This window comes from Campylobacter concisus (assembly GCF_902460665.1).
In the GTDB taxonomy this organism is placed as follows: domain Bacteria; phylum Campylobacterota; class Campylobacteria; order Campylobacterales; family Campylobacteraceae; genus Campylobacter_A; species Campylobacter_A concisus_AL.
Genome location: NZ_CABPUR010000002.1, coordinates 238,077 through 257,730, shown reverse-complemented (window position 1 = coordinate 257,730; position 19,654 = coordinate 238,077). Strand labels below are relative to the sequence as shown.

Here is a 19,654-nt window from a genome sequence, read left to right as displayed (position 1 = left end):
ATTTTTATAAACACTCTTAAGTAAATTATGAAAAAATTTTATAAATTTTAAATAAGATAGAGCGAAACTCTTGGATCTAATAGAAGTAACATACAAATTTATTAGACGCCCTTGAAGGCAAAATTGAAAAATTCATTAATGCAAATACTATCTTTTTTCATATCTTTTAGTCTTAGGCTTACGTTGATGTCTTGCTAAAGTATAGGTGGTAGCACAAATATCGTCCTATCAAGACTAAAATTTCTCACATCCTCACACCAGCAGTCCCAGCGATAAAGCGCGCAAAATTTAGATATATCACCGCAAAGCGACCATTATAAAAACTATGAGTAGTCAAGCTGCGTATCCTCCCATTTGCTGCTATCTGGTGCGTAGTAAAACGTTGCCCACTTTACCACCAAAGGTGCCGCCATTTATCGCGAAAAATTTACACAAAACATCGTTTGTCACGAGTAAGTTGCTAGGCATATGCTTTTCTTCACTAAAGCTCTTTCAAGATTAAATCTATGAATTCCATACTTCATCCGCTCACATCCAGAGTCAAGCACGCGCAGCCAATTGCCGTCTATTACTATGCCACCACACCCATAAACAAGCGCTCCCATCGGTGAGCAAGTAGCTACCTGAAGCCCTAAAAGCTCGCTTTGCGCCCTGCTCTCATCACGCAGTAAAATTTCACCCATTTTTAGCTTATTTAGCCGTTCTTCGACCAAGCTCCCAAGCCTGGCTTATTTGTATCTATAAGCCACCCTAGAGCTCTTATTGTGTACCGTTACAATAAATTTAATGAAATTTAAAAGAAGAGTTTGGCGAGTCACCCCGCCAAATTTGTATTAGTAGATTATTTTGCGTCCCAAGCTAGGATCGTATTGCCCTCGGCGTCGGTAGCCACGTCGCCCATGCCCATGATGTTATAGCCGCAGTCTACGTAGTGAACTTCGCCTGTTACGCCGCTAGCAAGGTCGCTAAGCAGATACATCGCGCTGTTACCGACATCTTCAGTCGTGACGTTGCGCTTTAGCGGGCTATTTACTTCGTTGTAGCGTAAAATCATCCTAAAATCGCCTATTCCGCTTGCGGCAAGCGTTTTAATTGGGCCTGCGCTGATCGCATTTACACGGATATTTTTAGCGCCAAGGTCGTGTGCTAGATAGCGAACTGAGCTTTCAAGTGCCGCTTTAGCAACGCCCATTACGTTGTAGTGTGGCACAAATTTTGGTCCACCAAGGTATGTAAGAGTAAGCACCGAACCGCCCTCTTTTAGCACTGGCAGCACCGCGCGTGTGAGGCTTAGTAGCGAATACACGCTCGTGCCCATCGCGATGTCAAAGGCTTCTTTTGTGGTGTTTACAAACTCACCCTCTAGTGCTTCTTTTGGCGCATAGGCCACGGCATGCACGACAAAATCAATCTCGCCAAGGTCTTTTTTGATTTGACCTGCGAGCTCATCTAAATGTACCTGATTATTTACGTCAAGCTCGTAGACAAATTTGCTACCAAATTCCTCAGCGATCGGCTCTACGCGCTTTTTAAGAGCGTCATTTAGGTAGGTAAACGCCATCTGCGCACCTTGATCGCAGCAAGCTTTTGCAATGCCGTAAGCTATTGACTTAGCGTTAGCAACGCCGACGATTAGACCTTTTTTACCTTTTAATATCATTTGTTCTCCTTTTTATTAAAGCTACTTAACTTTTTCTGCTTCACAAGCTTACAGCTACAAGCAGAGTTATTTATCTTTCATTAAAAAATTTAAAAGCAATACCCACAAACTATATGCTTACTCTGCTTATTTTTTAAATCCTACCTTAACTAAGCAAAAAATCCTTCGCAATTTGACTTAAAAATTCACAATTCAAATTTGAAACCAAATTTGATAGCGATAGTATCGTGAGATGGATTTTAATGTTGTGCAGAAATTTTAAGTCAAGACTAGGCACATAGCCTGTCACAGACTTAAAATTTCCAACTCATTAAAAGACACTCACGAGACAACGCGTATAAGTTCCAAGAAACCAGAAGCATCCCAGCTTGCCGTACCTACTAGTACTCCGTCGCAGTTTTTAATACCCGCTATCCCGCCGATATTTGCGACATTTACGCTTCCGCCGTAAAGTAGCGGCGCGCTCGTCTGCTCGCGGATGAAATTTAAAACATTCTCAATTTGCTCCGCGCTAGCGCTCTTGCCCGTGCCTATCGCCCAGACGGGCTCGTAGGCGATCAGCAGCCGCTCGTAGCCAAGGTCGATATTTTTTAGCTGTTCCGCCAAAAACTCCTTCGTGCCGCCAGCTTCGTTCACGCTCAAATTTTCGCCAATGCAGTAGACGATCTGCCAGCCCGCCTTTACGGCAAAATCAAATTTAGCTCGCAAAAGCTCCTCGCTCTCGCCAAGCTCGCGTCGTTCGGAGTGCCCGATCAGCACGCTTTTTACGCCAAACTCGTCCAGCATCGCCTTACCGATCTCTCCGGTGTGAGCGCCGCTTTCGCATGGGTAGAAATTTTGCGCGCCGAGTTTAAATTTATGAGCCGCAAGATCAAGCGCGCTAAACGGAGGAAATACCGTAACGTCGTCGTTTGCGCTTAAATTTGCATCTAAAATTTGAGCGTATTTAGCAAAGCTCGCTCTCGTGTGATTGCACTTTAAATTTGCTAAAAACCTCACTCTATAGCCTTTCTAAGCGGTTTTATGCCGGGTAGCTCTTTGCCCTCTATTAGCTCCAAACTCGCGCCGCCTCCAGTCGAGATAAAGGTCATCTCGTCGGCGTCTCCCGCGCGCTCGACGACGTCGGCCGTATCGCCGCCGCCAACGACCGTAGTCGCGTGAGTGTCGATGATAGCATGGCTCATTTTGATGCTACCTTTGCTAAATTTATCCATCTCAAAAACGCCCATAGGTCCGTTCCACCAGATGGTTTGCGCATCGGCGATGACCTCTTTAAATAGCCTAATCGACGCCGGTCCGATGTCTAGCCCCATCCAGCCGCTAGGTATTTCTTGAGCGGGAACGAATTTTACGGCGCTTTCGGCCGAAAAGGTCTGAGCTGCGACGACGTCTACTGGAAGGTAAATTTTAACGCCGAGTCCCCTGCCCTTGCGTAAAATTTCTCGCGCGTCCTCGATGAGATCTTCTTCAAGCAGCGAATTTCCGATATTTTCGCCCAGAGATTTTAAAAACGTAAACGCCATGCCGCCGCCGATTATCAGCTTATCCACGCGCGGAAGCAGGTTGTGCAGGGCTTGTAGCTTGCCGCTTACCTTACTGCCGCCAACGACCGCCACAAACGGGCGCGCAGGGTGTTTGATGAGATTTTGAGCAAAATTTATCTCTTTTTGTAGCAAAAATCCCGCCGCTTTGTGCTTCTCGTCGTAAAATTTAGTGATCGCTTCAACCGATGCGTGCGCCCTGTGGCAGACGCCAAACGCGTCGTTTATATAAAATTCACCAAATTCTGAAAGCTCTTTTGCTAAAGCTTCGTCATTTTTTGTTTCGCCCTTTTCAAAGCGCAAATTTTCAAGAAGTAAAATTTCGCCCGGTTTTAGCGCAGCGACTTTGGCTTTGGCGTCCGCGCCGACGACGTCCTCGGCAAATATCACGTCTCTATCAAGCAGCCTTGAAAGTCTCTTTGCCACACCTCGCAGCGAAAATTTCTCCTCGAAGCCGTTTTTAGGGCGCCCTAGGTGGCTAGCCAAAACCACGCTGCAGCCGTTATCTAGGCAGTAGCGGATCGTAGGGATCGCCGAGCGGATACGGCGGTCGTCGGTGATGTTTAAAAACTCGTCCATCGGCACGTTAAAATCGCACCTAACAAATACTTTCGCGCCGCCGAGCTCAAGGTCGTTTATCGATAAAATTTCACTCATTTTTCACCCTTTAAATTTACTTCGTAGCTACGATCTTAGCTAGGTCTACAAGCCTTGTCGAGTAACCCCACTCGTTGTCGTACCACGCAAAGACCTTTACCATATCATCAGCGATGACCTGCGTAGTGTCGCTAGCCACGATGCTGCTGTATGCGCTCGTGCAAAAGTCGCTACTAACCCTATAATCGTCATCGACGAATAAAATTCCCTTCAAATTCGACTCGGCAGCCGCTCTAAACGCCTCGTTTATCTCCTCTTTGCTAGCCGGCCTTTTTAAAACCGCCGTTAGATCGACCATAGAAACGTTTGCTACCGGTACGCGCACGCTTTGTCCGTGCATCTTGCCGTTTAGCTCGGGAAGTACTTTTGCGATCGCTTTTGCCGCTCCGGTGGTCGTAGGCCCGATATTTAGGGCCGCAGCGCGCGAGCGGCGGAAGTCTTTAGCCTTTACGTCTACTAGGCTCTGTCCGTTCGTATAAGCGTGGATCGTGGTCATCAGCCCTTTTACGATGCCGAATTTATCGTTTAGCACCTTTGCGACGGGCGCTAGGCCGTTTGTGGTGCAGCTTGCGTTTGAGACGATCGCTTCGCCTGCGTATTTATCATCGTTTACGCCGACTACAAACGTCGCCGTGTCGTCTTTTGCCGGAGCGCTCATGACGACTTTTTTGATGCCGCGAGCTAGATAAGGCTCGCATTTTTCAGTGGTCAAAAACTTGCCCGTACACTCCAAAACCACGTCTGCGCCGTAGTCTGCGTAGCTAAGCTCGTTTAGATCTCTTGTTGAAAAAACTCTTATCTTTTTGCCGTTTACTTCTATAAAATCGTCGCTTATCACCTTAACGTCTTGCTTAAATTCGCCGTGCACGCTGTCGTATTTGAGCAGATAGCGCGTCATGTCGCGCGTCGCCGTGTCGTTGATAGCGACAAGCTCAACGTCGTCTCGCTCTAAAATAATACGAGCAGCGCACCTGCCGATACGCCCGAAGCCGTTTATTGCTACTTTAACTGACATCTTAGCTCCTTTTGATATAATTACGCCTAATTCTACAAAAAAGAATTTTAAAACAAATATAAACAAGGCACTTTAATAGATGAAGTTAGCACTTTTTGGCGGGAGCTTTGATCCGGTTCATTTAGGACACGATAGCATTGTGAAAATGGCACTAAGTAGCCTAGATATCGACAAGCTCATCATCATGCCAACTTTTATAAGTCCCTTTAAGAGCGAATTTTCAGCTCCGCCAGAGCTTCGCCTAAAGTGGATAAGAGAAATTTGGGGCGGCCTAGAGAAGGTCGAGATCTCAGACTATGAGATAAATTTGGCTCGCCCAGTGCCTACCATAGAGACGGTTAAGTATTTGTATGAGAAATTTAAGATAGAAAAATTTTATCTCATAATAGGTGCGGACCACCTAGCCACGCTTAATAAGTGGCATGGCTACGAGGAGCTAAAAAGCTTAGTGCAGTTTGTGATCGCCAAGCGCAATCACATAGAAATTCCACGTAATCTACAAAAAATGGACGTGCACGTGGACGTTAGCTCGTCGCAGATCAGGCACCAAAAGGGGCTTGATGAGCTGCCTAGCAAGATAAAAGATGAAATTATAAATTTTTACCAAGGATTAAAGATGCAAGAGAGATCGATGCAAGAGCGCACCGAAAGTATAGTTAAGGTTTTAGATGCAAAAAAGGCTGAAGAGATACAAGTGTTTGATATGAGTGGAGATGATTATTTCGTAAAAGCCGTAGTTATCGCTACCACGCTTGGCGAGAGGCACGCTTACTCGCTGGCTGAGGATCTAAAAGAGGAGCTTAAGCCTATTGGAGAGAAATTTATAGGCACGGAGAGCTCGCCTGATTGGATCGTGATGGACCTTGGCGACATCTTGATACATCTTTTAAGCCCAGCTTACAGGGCAAAATACAACATCGAAGAGTTTTTGCAAAAGCTAAAAACTAGCAAAGAGTCTTAACAAAAACAAGCGATGAGCAAATAAGCCATAAAAATATAAAAAATGCTAGCAAAAATGGCTTTTTGCCCGTCGCTTTAAAAATGCTTCTATCTATCCCAAACCCCAAAGCACACATCGCGACGCAAAGGCAAATGCTAGCTGCTAGCTTTAAAATTTGCACCAAATTTTCAGGGAAAAATGGCAAAGATCTAACGCAGATCGCCACTAAGAAAAATAGCGCAAACCATGGTATGCTCTTTAGCTTTGAGCCGCCGCTATTTTGGCTTAAATTTAAGAAATTTAGCAAAAACAAAAATGGTACTAGCATGATGACACGAAGCATTTTTATGATGACGGCGGTGCTGCTTGCTGTGCTATCAAATGCTGCTGAGGCTGCGACTACATGGGCTACCTCATGAAGTGAGCCACCGATAAAAAAGCCGGTTTGGTGTGGCGTGAGAGCTAGAAATTTAGCGATAAATGGATAGATAAACATACCAATCGTCCCAAAGAGCACCACCGTGCAAATGGCGATAGCAAGCTTGTTTGCGTCTGCTTTTATCTCATTTTGAGTAGCCATAACAGCAGCTGCGCCGCATATGCTTGCCCCTGAGCCAATGAGCACGGCACTATCTTTGCTAAGCCCCAAAGCCTTAGCGGTAAAAAGTGCAAAACAAAAGGTCGCAAAGACCATAAAAGCTGCATATATCACGCCAAGAGTGCCGACACTTGCGATCTCGCTAAGGCTTATGTTAAAGCCAAAAAGTATGATGCCTAGCCTTAAAATTTGCTTCCCAGCGATCGCTACGACGCCACTAGATTTTAAAATTTGTGTCTGTTTGGTGAAAAGATTTGCAAAAATGGCGCCTAAAATGATAGAGATAATGAGCGGGCTGGTGTGAAATTTAGCTAAAATCGTGTTTGAGAGCGCAAAAGAAATGGCAGAGATCAGCGCTAAAACAAGCACAGCAAGAAATTTATGAGACATATTTTAACCTTAATCTATTTTTTAAAAATGCAATTAGCACGTTTGGGTATAATTGGACGAATTTTATAATGCAAATTTAAAATAAAGATAAAGGGATAGGCCTATGATCATCCTTGGCGAAAAATATACTTTTACCAGCCTAGAACTAGAAAAGCTTAGAAAGAAATTTGGTCAAGTAAATTTTTTATCCCATGAAAATAGCGACGCAAAAGCCTTGCGAAGTGCACTAGAAAATCTCATAAAATCAGGTGATCAAAGGCTTACTTATTTACATCTTTAAATAACATATAAATAAAAAATTTACCAAAAATTTTAACTCTCCTACATCCTATCTTTAGCTGTGATTCCCATTATATTAAATGCTGTTTTTATCGAGACAGCAACGACTGCAAAGACTTTTAGTAAGCTATCTTCATTTTCATTTCCAACCACACGGTTTTCATTATAAAATTTATGAAAACTAGCAGCCAGCGACTTTAGATAGTCTGGTATCTTTTGAAGCTGCCTTGAAGCAAAAGCATCCTCTAAAATTTCAGGTAATATAAGCGCTTCAAAAAGTAAATTTTTAGCATTTTCATCTAGGCATTCAAAATTTGCATTGATTATATCTTGAACATTTTTCTCAGCCTTTGCGAAGATTTGATTTATCCTAGCATGAGCGTAGTTTATATAAAAAATAGGATTTGAGCTATCCTCTTTTTTAAGCTCATCTACGTCAAATTCCAGACTGCTCGTATTTGCCTTGCTTATAAAAATAAATCTAAGCGCCTCAGCACCGATTTCGCCTGCTATATCGCTCATCAGCACGGCATTGCCAGCACGCTTGCTCATCTTGTACGGCTTGCCATCTTTTAGCAAACTAACCATCTGCATAAGTATCACTTCAAGCTTGTTTTCATCGTATCCAAGGAAATTTATCGCAGCCTTTAGCCTTGCAATATATCCGTGGTGGTCAGCACCCCAAATGTTTATATAGTGATCGAAATTTTTCTCAAATTTGGCGTTATGATAGATGATGTCACCAGCTAGATATGTTGGCCTGCCGTCATTTCTAACTACGACTCTATCGTTATCATCGCCAAGCGTAGTCGAAGCGATATAAGTAGCGCCCTCTTTTTCATACATTTGATTTGAACGTTTTAGCTTGTTTATAGTTGGCTCTAGGCCATCATAAAGAGCCTTTTCGCTAGCCCAGCTCTCTATAAATATCCCGACATCTGCTAAATCTTTTTTAATGATCTCAAGTACGATATCCTTGCCAAACTCGGCAAGCTCGAGATTCCTGCTCGCGTCATAAAAAATTTCCTTACCAAATTTCTCATTTGCAAGCCTGGCAATATCTAAAATATAATCGCCTCGGTAATATTTCTCTGGGTAGACAACACTTTCGTTAAAAAGCTGTTCTTTAGCCGCGAGAGATATCGAAGTGCCAAGCAGATCGATTTGATTACCAGCATCGTTTATATAGTATTCTGTTGAGATAGCGTAGCCAAGCCTTTTACCAAGTCTTGCCAAAGTATCACCGTAAACCGCACCTCTAACGTGTCCGATGTGAAGTGGTCCAGTTGGATTTGCACTGATGTATTCTATTAAATAGCTATCTTTTTTCGCATCTTCTTTTGCAAAATTTTCGCTGTCTAGTAAAATTTGCTTTGAAATTTCATCTAAAAACTCGCTTTTTAGCTTGAAATTTAAGTAGCCATTTACTGCACTAGCTTCAACTATTTTGCTATCACTAAATTTATCAGCAAACTCGCTAGCTATCATGGCTGGCGACTTTTTTAGCTCCTTTGCAAGGCCAAAAAGTGGCGTAGCATAGTGGGCTAAATTTTTATCCTTTGGCTTTTCAAGCACAAATTCACGCTCTAAAACCTTTGAAATTTCAGCTTTTATTTTATTTTTCAACTCTAAAACCTATGCGTTTTTAGTTGTTTCTTCTATTTTTTGACTATTGGCATTCTCTTCTTTATGCTCGACTTTCTCACTTTTTTCAGGTGTTGTATCTTCCATCTCAGCCTTAAAAGTCTTTATGCCTTTGCCTAGTCCTTTTGCAAGTTCTGGGATCTTCTTTGCTCCAAAAAGTAAAACAATAATCGCTAAAACAACTAGCCAGTGACCAATACTAAAAGAACCCATTTTTTCTCCTCAATAAATTTTTCAAAATGTTATCATAAATTCCTGAATTTCTAGCAATCTATCCACTCATCAATAACGCGTCTTAGATCTATTTTCGTGCTTTTTAACCTCATCGCTCTAAGAATTGATTTTAGACCCTTATAACTCTTTTCAATGTCATCATTTACCAAAAAATAATCATATTCTAAGATGTGCTCCATCTCGCCAACTGCGTTCATTAGGCGATTTTCTATCGTTTCGTCGCTATCAGTTCCGCGGTTTTTCAAGCGTTTTTTAAGCTCTTTTTTATTTGCAGTTGTTATAAAAACCGAAGTTATGTAGCTTTTAAATTTTTCAAGTGCGATATGAAAGCCTTGCACATCAATGTCAAATATCACTATCTTCCCAGCCTCAAGTGCTGCCAAAACTGGTTTTAGACTCGTTCCATAATAGTTTTTATGCACCTGCGCCCATTCTAAAAATTCGCCCTTTTCTATGCCGCTTTTAAACTCATCTTCTTTTATAAAATAGTAATCCACTCCATCAACTTCACCTTCTCTTTTTGCCCTTGTCGTGCTTGAAATAGAAAAATAAAGATCTTTCTCTTCCTTTAAAAGACGGCCCAAAAGCGTACTTTTCCCACTTCCACTAGGCCCAGAAACTACTAAAATTTGTCCTTGCAACTACTTTTCCTCAAAACTTATATTTATCTTTATGTTCATATCTTTTAGCACATCTCTTAGCGAGCTTTCATTTAACGACTCATGGACGTGTTTTGTGATCTTTTTGGTTAGCTCTTCTTTATAGTCAGCATCGATTTTTGTTTCATCGCATGAGCTAGTTTGTGGAGCAATATTTAATCCAAATGCTGCTTGCATCGTATTTTCATCTATTTCCTCAATAGACGCTACATCAAAATTTAGGCTACCCAACGTCTCTTCTTTAAAATTTTCTTCCTCAAACACCTCATCTACCATACCTAGATCTTCTTGCGCAAGGACTTCTTCAGAAATTTCTTCATGATCTTCTTTAGCTGGCTCTTTTTCAAGGTCTATATCTTCATCCAAAGAAATGTCCTCTGCTTCTTTGGTAGATTCTTCATCTCTATCTTCCTCTAAATTTTGACTAGCTTCATCTATCAAATTTGCCTCGCTGCTTTCAGGCTCAAAATTTTCATCATTGCCAAAATCAGTCTCTAGCTCATCAAAATTTTCGCTATCTTCGCTAGCTTCTTCGTTTAGCTCTTTATCCAAAGACTCGATCTCGCTGAGCTCTTTTTTACTTTGGCTTATATCATCTACAAAATCTTCATTAAGCTCGGCAGTTTCTAAATTTTGAGAATTTTGCTCGACCATTTTATCAAGCTCGTTTTTCGCCTCTTCATCCGCCAAGTCACTCTCGCCCATATCATCTATCTCATCTACAAGCGAACTAAGCTCATCAAAGTTATCACCATGCTCTTCTTTTATCACAGGCGGCTCATTATTTTGCTCTAAGGATTTATCTATATCTTCTGAATCAGCCATATATTTGCTAGCTATGTCATTTATCATATCATCATCTATGAGTTCAGTGTCTGTTTCATCAAAACTGATATCTTTATCCTTTAAATCCTCGGTCTCTAGTTCACTTAGCTCCTCTTTTAAAAACTCATCATCTAAAGCCTCATTATCAAATTTATCTGCCTCATCATCTTCTTTTGCTAAATTTTCAAGTCCCATATCAATTTCTGGAAGCTCAAAATTTTCTAAATCATCAAAGTTTTTATTGCTTTCGTCAAAGTCATTAAAATTTACAGACTCATCTAGTCCAAGTTCAAGTTCTTTATCATTGTCAGTATCTTTGTTTTGTTCAAATAAACTAATAAATTCTGTTGGTAAAAAGGGCTTTTCAAGCATAACATCAGCAAAATCAGGCTTTTCACCGCCTCTAGGTGCTAGATACATTATCTTTTGATTTAAATTAACATCGCTGCTATCCATATCGCTATCGATGATAATATAATCAAATTGATCGCCAACACTATTAACATCGTCAAATTCGCTATATTCTATGCCTAGTTTATTTAAACTTAACGTTATAAGGCGAGAAACTGCGGGGTTTTTGTTTACAAGTGCAACTTTCATGATCCCTCCTTGAAGAGCTTGAGGCTGTATTCTATGATAAATTTCATTGCTATTTACTTAAAAAAATAGTGCTGGCATATCGTTTAAAATCTGCACCATCATATCAGTTATGATTTTTACAATGCCAGCTAAAATAGCTATCAAAACCGAAAAGCCAATACTTACCTTAATAGGATAACCAACGACTAATAGGTTAAATTGTGGCATAGTTTTCATAAGCATGCCAAAAATAGCATCCGAAAGTATAGAAAGCGCGATAATAGGAAAAGCCAGAACAAATCCAAACATAAAAAGATTGCCAAAAAGCTTTAGGGCGTAGCTCATCACACCGCTTCTTGGATAAAAATCTCCAAGCGGTATAGTAGAAAGTGAAGTGGAATAAAACTGTAATATCAAATGATGCCCATCAAGCATCAAAAATGCAAGAAGCGCGATAAAATTTAAAATATTTGCGATTACTGGCGAATTTGTACCAGTTTGCGGATCAAGCACTGAAGCCATCGAAAAACCCATAATCATCGAGATTTGCTCGCCAGCCATTTGAAGTATGGCAAAAACGATATTTAGCAAAAGCCCAGCGCAAAGTCCGAGCATGGCCTCACTTAAAATTTCCATAATCAAAAAATTTATAGCATGCTCATGGGCGTGTGAAAGCGGAAAAAGCACAACACAAAGGGCAAAAACTAGCAAAGTTTTTACGCTAAGCGGGATTTGATTGTGAGAAAAGAATGGGAAAAATACAATAAGCCCACTAAGACGTGCAAAAAGGAGCATGAAGGTTATGACTTTATCCGCTCCAAAAAACTCGACTAGCTCCATTATTTTATATTAACGCCTCGTCCATCTCAGCTGGGATTTCAAGCCCCATAATCTTTAAAACACTAGGAGCGATATTGTTTAGACCACCGTTTTTTACTTTTTTTACGCCATCAGCCATCACAAAACAAAAGACATCATAAGTCGTGTGGTTTGTCAGTAGCTCACCGCTGCTATCGCGCATCTCTTCGCAGTTTCCGTGATCGCTCGTGATGATCATCGCATAGTTTTTCTCTTTTGCTTTAGCGTAAATTTCTCCAAGAGCCGTATCTACTGCCTCTACTGCTTTTATAGCGGCCTCATAGTTGCCAGTGTGCCCTACCATATCGCCATTTGCGAAATTTACCACTATGAAGTCTTGCTCGTCATCCATGCCTTTTATCACGGCTTTGCAAACTTCTGCTGCGCTCATCTCTGGCTTTTCGTCATAGGTCTTTACCTTTGGGCTAGGGATAAGCACCCTTGTTTCATTGCTAGCTAACTCCTCGACGCCACCATTAAAGAAAAATGTTACGTGGGCGTATTTTTCAGTTTCAGCCGTGTGAAGCTGCCTTAGCCCAGCCGCTGCTATGACCTCGCTTAACGTGTTTTTTATTTTTTCATTTTTAAAGAGCACTTCAAATTTAAAATTTGCGTCGTATTCGGTCATGGTGATTAGATTTTTGATAGCAAAAGGTCGCTCAAACTCGCTAAATTTCTCCTCGCCTAGAGCCTGGCAAATCTCTCTTGCCCTATCATTTCTAAAATTTATTACGATCACGCCGTCATCTTCGCCCATGCCACTAAAGCCATTAAAACTAGCTGGCTTTACAAACTCATCTGTCACGCCCTCATCGTAGCTTTTTTGTAGATACTCACTTGGCGATAAGCTGCTTAAATTTGCTCCATTTACCAAGCTATCATAGGCCTCTTTTACACGTTCCCAGCGTTTATCTCTATCCATCGCGTAAAATCTGCCACAAACGGTTGCTATTTTAAATTTAGCCTCCAAGCTTTTGATGAAATTTATACCGCTATTTGGGCTGACATCGCGTCCGTCGGTTATAGCGTGGGCAAAAACTTCGCAGCCACTTTTGCTAGCAAGCTCGCACATGCCATCAAAATGCTCCATGTGAGAGTGCACGCCGCCGTCGCTATAAAGCCCTATGACGTGGATCTTCTTGCACTTTTTAAAAAGAGCTTTTAGGGCTTCATTTTCTGCTATCGAGCCGTCATTAAAGCTGCGTGAAATTTTGACCAAATTTTGATACAAAACTCGCCCACTTCCTATACACATATGCCCTACTTCGCTGTTTCCCATCTGTCCTTCAGGCAGTCCCACAGCGTTTCCAGAGGTTTTTATGAGCGAGTTTGGAATTTCTTTAAAAAATTTCTCGTAATTTGGCTTTTTAGCCGCCTCAAATGCGTTAAATTTATCGCTTTTATTAAATCCAATACCATCAGTTATTATTAAAATAGTTTTTTGACTCATTTTGAAAATTTATCCTTAATTTTAGATAATTTTTAAGGCCATTATACTAAAATTGCTTTTTTTAAAAATAAAGGCTCTCATGTTTTACTATATCTATGAAATTTTAAATTTTAATATCTTTCAATACATCACCGTCCGTGCTGGTATCGCTTTTTTCATCGCTTTTGCACTCACAACTTATTTGATGCCCAAATTTATCGCTTGGGCAAAGGCAAAAAACGCCGCCCAGCCTATCTACGAGCTTGCCCCACAAACTCACCAAAAAAAGGCCAAAACGCCGACCATGGGCGGACTTGTTTTTGTCTTTACAGCCGTACTTTCCACGATAATTTGCGCAAGGCTTGATAACGCATTTGTCTTAACATCTCTCTTTTGCCTAGTTTACTTTACGCTGCTTGGCTACAAGGACGATTACAGTAAAATTTTAGGAGCAAAAAATCACGCTGGCCTAAGCCCAAAAGCAAAACTCTTTTTTCAGTTTTTAATAGCCTTTGTTATTTCTATTTTTTTATATGCAAGTCATGAGCTTAGCACGGAGTTTTATCTACCTTTTTTTAAGCAACCTATTTTGGATTTAAAAATTTTTGCCATTTTCTTTTGGACACTGGTCATAGTCGCTGCTTCAAATTCAGTAAATTTAACAGACGGGCTTGACGGGCTAGCTACAGTGCCATCTATATTTTCGCTTCTAACACTTGGCATTTTTGCTTATATCTGCGGACATGCGGTCTTTAGCTCATATTTGCTCTTGCCAAAGATCATAGGTGTTGGTGAAAGCGTTGTTGTATCTTCAGCTTTAATTGGCTCATTGATTGGCTTTTTATGGTTTAACTGCCATCCAGCCGAAGTCTTTATGGGCGATAGCGGTAGCTTAAGCGTTGGAGCATATATCGGTTTTATGGGCGTTGCGACCAAAAACGAAATTTTGCTTATCGTCATCGGCCTCATTTTTGTTGTTGAGACCCTAAGCGTTATCTTGCAAGTGAGCAGCTTTAAAATTTTTAAACGTAGAATTTTCCTCATGGCGCCTATACATCACCATTTTGAAATAAAAGGCTGGGCAGAAAATAAGATCATCGTTCGCTTTTGGATCATCGCACTTTTAGCAAATCTAATAGCACTAACCGCACTAAAGATCAGATAAGGAAAGTCATGAGAAAATCGCTATTTGGCTACGGTGGCACGATAAAGGCGATCGCTAAAAATTTCATAAAAGATGGATTTTGGGATATCTATGATGATAAATTTAGTGAAATTTTAAAAGATGAGTTTGGCAATACTCTTTTGCCAGTTAGTGAATTTGATCCAGCAAAAAGCGGCCTAGAGATACCAAGTCCAGGCATTCCGCCTTATCATGAGCTTATTAAAAAAGCTAAGAATTTAGTTAGCGAGTATGACTATTTTTATGAAATTTATAAAGAAAATCTGCCATTTAACGTCTGGATAAGCGGCACAAACGGCAAGACGACGACCACAAAGATGATGCAGCATTTACTAGAGAGCAAGGGCTCAGTCATGGGCGGAAACGTCGGCATCGCGCTAGCAAATTTAGATCCGCACGCTAAAATTTGGATACTTGAGACTAGCTCATTTACCCTGCACTACACAAACCGCGCTACACCTGGCATCTACGTGCTTTTGCCCATCACTCCAGATCATTTAAGCTGGCATGGAGACATGAGCGAATACGAAAAGGCTAAGCTAAAGCCACTTGCTAGTATGAGCGAAAGTAGCGTGGCGATCGTGCCTGAAATTTACGCCAATACGCCAACCAAGGCAAAAGTGATCGCTTACAAAGACGAGAGCTATTTGGCTAATTTTTGCGGTATAAGCGTAGATAGTATAAATTTTAAAACGCCATTTTTACTTGACGCGTTGCTAGCACTTGCGGTGGAGAAAATTTTATTTGACCGCTGCGACGTGGAGCTTTTAAATACCTTCGTCATCGAGGCAAATAAGCTTGAAGAATTTAGCGATAAAAATGGCAGAACCTGGGTCAATGACACAAAAGCGACCAATATCGACGCGAGTATACAGGCCGTTAAACGCTACAAAGATCATTTCATACATCTAATACTTGGTGGCGATGATAAAGGTGTTGATATGACGCCACTTTTTGAAGGCTTAAAGAGTTTAAGAGTAAAAATTTACGCCATTGGCTCAAATAGTGACAAACTCATGAAATTAGCGACTAAATTTGGCATACCGGCTTTGAAATGCGGCTTTTTGCAAAATGCTGTCAATGAGATAAATAAAGAGCTAAAGACTAGCGAGATAGCACTTCTAAGCCCGGCAGCTGCGAGCCTTGATCAGTTTAGGAGTTATGCCGAGCGAGGCGATAAATTTAAAGAGTTTATAAAGGCACTTTAAATTTACAAGCCCTTTTAAGTAGCCTTATCAAACAATAAAAACACATAAATTTTTACTATAAAGTTTTATTGTTGAATACTTTTTAAGTTTGTGCTAATATTTAGCAAAAATTTCCAAGGAAGTTTAATGCCTCTAACGCCCAGAAATGATGTAAATTTTAAAAGAAATTTAATAGATATCATAAAATTTTCATATGACAATGACATAAGCAGACCATTTATATCTAACAACAAACTACTCATTGGATATGGCTTTAGTATAAAAGATGATATAGAACTTATTTGTACTCAAATTTATAAAAATAACAAAGATAAAGTCATAAAAGATATCAAGCGAACTATCACTAACACCACGAGTAAGACTACCATAGAAAAGATAGACACAGATGAACTTTTTAAAAAGATAAATGATGCCGCAAAAGGGGCTTATGCAAAGTCTGGAGGTTCCGATACTTTACCTGAGTTTGAATTTAGCTCGGAAGATCAGCTAAATACCATCTTGGAGCAAAAGCTTACGCCGCTAATCCAAGAGATAAATCAAAAATTAAACAACTCTCCACTTAAAAATTTACAAGCCGTTTCACTTACTTCAGATACACAAAATAACCAAATTTCAAGAGAGCATGTCGCGCTTTTAGCACTTCTTTATATCAGCAAGAAAAGCAATATTGATCCATCCCTAGCAAGCTACATCAAAAGCAAAAATCGTTTTAAGGCCTGGTTTTGGCTAGCATATGAAAGCTTTAGTGATGAGGCAAGCAATAAAACATCTCTTTTGCGAGAAAAAATTTCAAATCAGTTTGGGCTTTATGAAAGCGATGAACAAAATGTTAATTTTGCCGAGTGCATAGATGTTTTTAGCCATTTAAATATATCCAAAGCAAAATATAAATTAAAAAATCAAAACAATAAAGAGATCATCCAAAACGTCACCCATTTAGAATTTATGAAGCTTCAAGAAAATGGATCAAATTTAAACGCATCAGATGTATCAAAGTGTGAGGCTTTATTTCAGCCATTTGTTACAAAGATAAATTCTTTATTAAGCACTCAAAGTACAAAGACCTTTAACCTTGAAAATATATACTGCGTAAATTTAATCAGCTCAAATGCTTCAAATACTTCAAGAATAAATAAGCTCTTAAGGCAAAGAGAGGAGGAATTTTATAAACAAGAAAATATACTCTTGCTATGCCCAAGAAAGATGACAACTCCTATTAGAGTCTTTCAACCTAAAAAGAGCGAATTTACCGTCGTGCTAGCTAGTCAGACTCCATTTGATTGCAGTGAGCTAAACCCAAAAGAGCTAAATTCTAGTAGGCCAAACTATGGCAAGGTAAATTTATGTGAGCTAATACTTACTGACTTTAAATTTGACTCTTACGAAGATAGTAAAAATGAAGAGATAAAATTTAAAAATGCAAAGAGCAAAGATACGGTAATACTCTATCAAGAAAACAAAAATGAAGAAGACAAGATAAATGGTGCTACCTTTACTAGCATAAAGCAAAATAGCGATGATATAGAGTATAAACTAGAAGATGGCGTTATAAGTATGAAGTACTTTGAAGACCAAACATCTAACAACAAACACCTAAATTTCTCTTTATTAAATTTTGCTAAAGAAAATAACTTTACCCTAAGAGATGATAAAGACTCGGCTATGTTTGATATAAAGCTTCGTCTAGCTCATGGCAATAATATAGTACCTACATCAGCATCAAGTTCAGGTCTTACTCTTACAATAAACAATCTCATCATTGAAAACGAAGATGGTAAGGCAAGCGAAGATATAGATAAGATATATCTTCATCACTGCTTTGATAAAAGTATATATGAGAGTATATCTTTAGTAAAAAATGAAGACTCAGATATCAAAAACTCATATACAGCTACATTTAATATCCCAATAGACAAAGAGAATAAAGGAGATACTAAATTTATACTTTATTCAAGTGATCTAAGTAAAGTTTATAGCACTAAAGATATTCATGCTCACTCTGATACAGCTGTAATATCTTTAGGATATCAAGATAAGAGTAGCTCTAACTTTTGCTATAGCAATAAGGTCTCGTTAAGAGATATAACAGATCATATAACAAATGTAATCTCTGATAGTGAGTATCCATTTAAGACAAATGAGCCAATATGCTTAAAAGCTATATATAAACAAGAAAAAGGTAGTAAGAGATATAAAGAGATACTTTGGGGATATAAGGTCATAAAAAGTAAAGAGTATGATGAGCTATCCAAATCAAATCCAAAAGATGTAATAGTCTTAAAAGATCAAAAAGGTAAAGAGATAACATTTAAAATTTCAGATGTTATACAAAAAGATAATCTAGATAAGCTAAAACAAGGTGGTCATACTATAGTATTTTTTGCATATCTTGAAGGCGATAAGGATAAATTTAAGTTTTATACAAGATATGGCAAAAATCATATAAGAATAGATATAAAGATACCTTTATATATTAAATTTAAAGATGATAAGCTCATCATATATGAGTTTGAGCATACTATAAAAGAGAAGGCATTTGATGCTAAATTAAATCTTAGTGATAATAAAGACGATGCTTTAATAAAAAATGGTAATTACTTATATATAAGCAAAGATATCTCATCAAATGAGATAAATATATATGAAGACGACAAACTAAGCAAAAAGTTAAAAAGTGATGAAAAGACAAATAAGAGCTATCAAATTTATGCAAAAGAAGAGAGCTCTAGTAATAATCAGTCTAATGCAGATAAATATGATAAGCTTGGTATAAATTTATTAAATAAAGAGAATATGGATAAATTTATTAACTCTTTTAATGAATCAAAGAGTTTAACTAGAGTAGATAGTGGTATGTGGGAAGATGGGGATGAGGGGGTTGGGGTTGATGTCAATAATAAGATATACAACATATTAATCGAAGGAACAATGGAAAATAGTAAAATGGGAAATGGACTTTTATATTTAAAAGAAAATGATGACATTATACTGTCCATTACAATGGTAGCTGGTGGATTTGGAAGCGGTGCTCCACAAAATGGAGAATATACAGTTGATACATATAGAAACAGAAGAAAAGACAAAGATTATAATCCTGGTATGAATATTCATGGAATAGGTTTTAGTTTTAACCTAAATCCACAATTTAAAACTGAAAGATCACTTCTAAGAATTCATCCCGATGGCAACAACAAAGGAACACTTGGTTGTATTGGAGTTACTGGCACCCAAAAAGAGCTTTTGGAGTTTGAAGAAATTATGAAAAATTTATTAAAACACAAAAAGAGTATTCATGCTACTATTAACATAAAAAATAATCCAAATAACTCTAAGCCTCCAAAAAAAATTACAGTAAAGGAATAATATGATACGACATTTTTTAATACTATCTCTAATTTTAGGTTTTCTAAATTTAACAGCCAGTGAAAATTTGCCACATACAACAAGTATAGACAAAATCAAAGTAGGTAAAATTTTACCTACAAGTAATTTATCATCTAAAAAAATCAAATATTTCTTAGATGGAGAAAAGGCAAGCTTCATAAATTTATCAAGAACACAGATAATGACGCTCGATTTTTGTTGTGGTAGTAGCGGTGAGGTCCAAAGGATAAATGTTAAATTTTTTGATAAAAATTTGACTAAAGATTATATAAATTCCAGCAAAATAAAAGATTTCACTACAAATTCTGGCATCAAACTTGGCGACAAACAAGACCAAATTTTAAAGAAGCTAGGCAAGCCAAACGATCTAAAAGAAGAAAATGCCACCTCTATCGTCACCTACATCACTGAGCAAAACGAGAGCAACCTCTTGCAAGAATTTGACATGCCACTTTATTACGAGAAATTCATCTTTTCTAATGGAGTTTTAAAAGAGTATGAATTTGGATTTGAGTACCCGTGATATTCCGCGGATCAGGATATTAATTCCATAGAGTAGCAAAAGATATTT

Annotated in this window: 17 protein-coding genes and 1 pseudogene; 6 read left to right on the top strand and 12 right to left on the bottom strand. The window is 38.9% G+C overall.

The features are described 5' to 3' along the window. Positions 1-360: 360 nt before the first annotated feature. The 5 genes and pseudogenes from F3G66_RS09620 to gap all read right to left on the bottom strand — a co-directional run bounded on the left by F3G66_RS09620 (position 361) and on the right by gap (position 4,873). Positions 361-683 (bottom strand): annotated as a pseudogene (locus F3G66_RS09620) (DUF2625 family protein). A gap of 158 nt (positions 684-841) precedes the next feature. Continuing rightward, positions 842-1,660, bottom strand: a complete 819-nt coding sequence (gene fabI / locus F3G66_RS04645) for an enoyl-ACP reductase FabI (RefSeq protein WP_149707305.1) — start codon at positions 1,658-1,660, stop codon at positions 842-844. Positions 1,661-1,981: 321 nt separating this feature from the next. Then, positions 1,982-2,659, bottom strand: coding sequence for a triose-phosphate isomerase (locus F3G66_RS04640; protein ID WP_149707304.1), 678 nt, complete (start codon positions 2,657-2,659; stop codon positions 1,982-1,984). Next, the gene (locus F3G66_RS04635; protein ID WP_149707303.1) at positions 2,656-3,858 is read right to left on the bottom strand and encodes a phosphoglycerate kinase; all 1,203 of its coding nucleotides are present in this window, start codon (positions 3,856-3,858) and stop codon (positions 2,656-2,658) included. The genes F3G66_RS04640 and F3G66_RS04635 overlap by 4 nt, the downstream gene beginning before the upstream one ends. 16 nt (positions 3,859-3,874) lie before the next feature. Then, on the bottom strand, positions 3,875-4,873 hold the full coding sequence (gene gap / locus F3G66_RS04630; RefSeq protein WP_084041155.1) for a type I glyceraldehyde-3-phosphate dehydrogenase: 999 nt from the start codon (positions 4,871-4,873) through the stop codon (positions 3,875-3,877). A 79-nt stretch (positions 4,874-4,952) separates the two neighbouring features. On the opposite strand from gap, the gene nadD reads away from it, so the two are divergent. Beyond that, the gene (gene nadD, locus F3G66_RS04625; RefSeq protein ID WP_103588445.1) at positions 4,953-5,834 is read left to right on the top strand and encodes a nicotinate (nicotinamide) nucleotide adenylyltransferase; all 882 of its coding nucleotides are present in this window, start codon (positions 4,953-4,955) and stop codon (positions 5,832-5,834) included. Here the strand turns inward: nadD and F3G66_RS04620 are convergent. Continuing rightward, positions 5,818-6,801, bottom strand: a complete 984-nt coding sequence (locus F3G66_RS04620) for a YeiH family protein (RefSeq protein ID WP_103588446.1) — start codon at positions 6,799-6,801, stop codon at positions 5,818-5,820. The genes nadD and F3G66_RS04620 overlap by 17 nt on opposite strands. 103 nt (positions 6,802-6,904) lie before the next feature. Here F3G66_RS04620 and F3G66_RS04615 point away from each other — a divergent pair, with 103 nt between their 5' ends. Then, positions 6,905-7,081 (top strand): hypothetical protein, encoded by a 177-nt coding sequence (locus F3G66_RS04615; RefSeq protein ID WP_223154217.1) that lies wholly within the window; start codon positions 6,905-6,907, stop codon positions 7,079-7,081. 41 nt (positions 7,082-7,122) lie between these two features. Here F3G66_RS04615 and argS read toward each other — a convergent pair whose 3' ends face one another. From argS to gpmI, 6 genes are read right to left on the bottom strand one after another with little or no spacing between them, the layout of a single operon-like run. Next, positions 7,123-8,706, bottom strand: a complete 1,584-nt coding sequence (gene argS, locus F3G66_RS04610; RefSeq protein ID WP_149707302.1) for an arginine--tRNA ligase — start codon at positions 8,704-8,706, stop codon at positions 7,123-7,125. Positions 8,707-8,715: 9 nt separating this feature from the next. Further along, positions 8,716-8,937 (bottom strand): twin-arginine translocase TatA/TatE family subunit, encoded by a 222-nt coding sequence (tatA, locus tag F3G66_RS04605; protein WP_054197075.1) that lies wholly within the window; start codon positions 8,935-8,937, stop codon positions 8,716-8,718. 50 nt (positions 8,938-8,987) lie between these two features. Continuing rightward, on the bottom strand, positions 8,988-9,599 hold the full coding sequence (gmk, locus tag F3G66_RS04600; RefSeq protein ID WP_084041149.1) for a guanylate kinase: 612 nt from the start codon (positions 9,597-9,599) through the stop codon (positions 8,988-8,990). After that, positions 9,600-11,042, bottom strand: a complete 1,443-nt coding sequence (locus tag F3G66_RS04595) for a Highly acidic protein (RefSeq protein WP_149707301.1) — start codon at positions 11,040-11,042, stop codon at positions 9,600-9,602. A 57-nt stretch (positions 11,043-11,099) separates the two neighbouring features. After that, positions 11,100-11,861, bottom strand: a complete 762-nt coding sequence (fliR, locus tag F3G66_RS04590; protein WP_149707300.1) for a flagellar biosynthetic protein FliR — start codon at positions 11,859-11,861, stop codon at positions 11,100-11,102. Positions 11,862-11,865: 4 nt separating this feature from the next. Further along, positions 11,866-13,329 carry a 2,3-bisphosphoglycerate-independent phosphoglycerate mutase gene (gene gpmI, locus F3G66_RS04585; protein WP_149707299.1) on the bottom strand — a complete coding sequence of 488 codons (1,464 nt, stop codon included), beginning with the start codon at positions 13,327-13,329 and terminating at the stop codon, positions 11,866-11,868. A 79-nt stretch (positions 13,330-13,408) separates the two neighbouring features. Between gpmI and mraY the strand changes: the two genes are divergently transcribed. The 4 genes from mraY (at position 13,409) to F3G66_RS09615 (ending at position 19,606) form a co-directional block, all read left to right on the top strand. After that, the gene (gene mraY / locus F3G66_RS04580; protein WP_149707298.1) at positions 13,409-14,473 is read left to right on the top strand and encodes a phospho-N-acetylmuramoyl-pentapeptide-transferase; all 1,065 of its coding nucleotides are present in this window, start codon (positions 13,409-13,411) and stop codon (positions 14,471-14,473) included. Between the two features lie 8 nt (positions 14,474-14,481). Continuing rightward, complete coding sequence (gene murD, locus F3G66_RS04575) at positions 14,482-15,699, top strand: UDP-N-acetylmuramoyl-L-alanine--D-glutamate ligase (protein ID WP_149707297.1); 1,218 nt, start codon at positions 14,482-14,484, stop codon at positions 15,697-15,699. Between the two features lie 126 nt (positions 15,700-15,825). Beyond that, positions 15,826-19,062, top strand: a complete 3,237-nt coding sequence (locus F3G66_RS04570) for a murein L,D-transpeptidase (protein ID WP_149707296.1) — start codon at positions 15,826-15,828, stop codon at positions 19,060-19,062. A gap of 1 nt (position 19,063) precedes the next feature. After that, positions 19,064-19,606 carry a hypothetical protein gene (locus F3G66_RS09615; protein WP_223154216.1) on the top strand — a complete coding sequence of 181 codons (543 nt, stop codon included), beginning with the start codon at positions 19,064-19,066 and terminating at the stop codon, positions 19,604-19,606. Positions 19,607-19,654: the final 48 nt, after the last annotated feature.